Genomic DNA, 1,978 nt, shown 5'->3' on the forward strand with positions numbered 1-1,978 from the left:
GCCCGCCTACCAGAGTAACATATTGGAAACTTGCGAAAAAACCGCGCCATTTGACGTGGGCCGCTTCGCTCATGAAGGTCGCCGAGGCGCCATATTCGCCGCCCACCGAAAGGCCCTGCACCAGGCGCGCCAGCAGCAGAATGGCCGGCGCCAGCAGCCCGACATCATCATAAGTGGGGGCGACCGCAATCATCAGCGACCCGAAACACATCATGGCCACCGAAACGGTGAGCGCTGATTTGCGGCCGTGCTTGTCGGCCCAGGAACCGAGCAGCCACGAACCGATGGGCCGCATCAGAAAGCCGACAGCAAAGATTGCGGCGCTGTTCAGCAACGCGGCAAGATCATCGCCCGGCGGGAAAAAACGCGGCCCGAAATAGAGCGCAAAGGCCGAATAGGCATACCAATCATACCATTCGACCAGATTGCCGGCGGCACCGCCAAAGATCTGGCGCAACTGGCCGGGTTTTGCGGTTCCGGCCACGCGATGCAGGTTTTACTGGGCGACCGGAACGCCGGGCAGGCCCGGCAGTTGCTGCGCCGGGGCAGCCGGCGCGGAACCCGCGGGAGCCGGTGCTGCCGGCGCGCCCGTCTTGGCGGCGGCTATGGGATCGATCACCCGCGCCTTGTTGGTGCCAGCCGCCAGCACGGCGAGCAAGATGGACATGGCGATGAACATCGCCGCCAATATGGTCGTCGCCCGGGTTAGCAGATTGGCCGCACCGCGCGCCGTCATCAGGCCGCCGCCACCGCCGCCGCCAATGCCCAGCGCGCCGCCTTCGGAACGCTGCAACAGGATCACCGCGACCAGCGCGAGGGTGATGAGGCCGTGGATGACGAGCAGGAAGGTTATCACGGGTTGGCAGGCTTTCGTTGCATCATGCAGGATATGGGCACGCGCCTTACATGGCTTCGCAGTGTGGTGCAATCAAGGTGCAGAGGAGGCTATCGCCAGCAGTCTCGCCGCCGTCAAACTCGCCCCGCCAACCAGCACACCGCCCACATCGGCCACGCGCAGCAATTCGCCCGCGTTGGCCGGGGTGACCGAGCCGCCATAGAGCAGGCGCACGCCGTGGCCGGCCGGGCCGAAGTGCGCGGTCAGATGCTGGCGGATATGGGCATGCGCGGCGGCGACATCGGCCAGCGTCGGGATCAGCCCGGTGCCAATGGCCCACACTGGTTCATAGGCAATGATCAGGGCTTCGGCGTCATCCGGCAATGATCCGGTGAGCTGGCTGGTCAGCACAGCTTCGGTCTGCCCGGCGTCGCGCTCAACCCGAGTTTCGCCGATGCACAGGATCACCTCCAGCCCAGCCGCCCGGCCTGCCATGGCCTTGGCACGCACATCGGCGCTGGTTTCGCCATTGTCCCGCCGCCGCTCGCTGTGGCCCACGATCACGAAACCCGCGCCCAGATCGGCCAGCATCGCAGCTGACACGCAGCCGGTATGGGCGCCCTTGTCCTTGGGATGGCAATCCTGGCCGCCGATCTTCACCGCGCCGGCCGAAACAATCACCGCGCGATCGATAAGCGTAAACGGCGGCGCGATCCAAACGGCGCGCGCGCCGCTGCCCGCCATGGCGGCGATCTCGGCGATATCTTCGCCCACACCATTCATCTTCCAGTTGCCGACGATAAGGGCAGGCATTGTCGCATCTCCACGGTCTGGTGGCGCTTGTGGCAAGCGATGCGCGTCGTTACAAGCGGCGCGTTCAAGCCATCACGGATTTTCAATGCTCGCATTTTTTCGCCGTTCGCTCACCAGCTGGCCCGTGCTCGCCCTGTTCGGGTTGATCGTGGTGGCCTTTGCCATCACGGGTGTGAATGATCCCTTTGGCGGCAGTGCGCCGGCCGGTTCGGTGGCAAAAGTCGGCGCGCGCACCATCAGCGAGCCCGAACTGCTGCAGGCCATCGATCGCACCGTGCGCGACCTGCGCCAGCGCGATCCCAGTCTGACGCAGGCGCAAGCCGCCCGCCA

General features: G+C 65.5%; 4 protein-coding genes. 1 reads left to right on the plus strand and 3 read right to left on the minus strand.

Annotation, left to right across the window (positions count from 1 at the left end):
* From RMO81_RS04245 to tpiA, 3 genes are all read right to left on the minus strand, one after another.
* On the minus strand, positions 1-484 hold a 484-nt coding region (locus RMO81_RS04245), incomplete at its 3' end, for an MFS transporter (RefSeq protein ID WP_310474505.1).
* A gap of 12 nt (positions 485-496) precedes the next feature.
* The gene (secG, locus tag RMO81_RS04250) at positions 497-856 is read right to left on the minus strand and encodes a preprotein translocase subunit SecG (RefSeq protein WP_310474506.1); all 360 of its coding nucleotides are present in this window, start codon (positions 854-856) and stop codon (positions 497-499) included.
* Between the two features lie 72 nt (positions 857-928).
* Positions 929-1,648 (minus strand): triose-phosphate isomerase, encoded by a 720-nt coding sequence (gene tpiA / locus RMO81_RS04255; protein WP_310474507.1) that lies wholly within the window; start codon positions 1,646-1,648, stop codon positions 929-931.
* Between the two features lie 85 nt (positions 1,649-1,733).
* Here tpiA and RMO81_RS04260 point away from each other — a divergent pair.
* Positions 1,734-1,978, plus strand: a 245-nt coding sequence (locus RMO81_RS04260; RefSeq protein ID WP_310474508.1) for a SurA N-terminal domain-containing protein, incomplete at its 3' end; no start/stop codon positions are given.

The sequence above is a fragment of the Sandarakinorhabdus sp. genome, assembly GCF_031422795.1.
In the GTDB taxonomy this organism is placed as follows: domain Bacteria; phylum Pseudomonadota; class Alphaproteobacteria; order Sphingomonadales; family Sphingomonadaceae; genus Sandarakinorhabdus.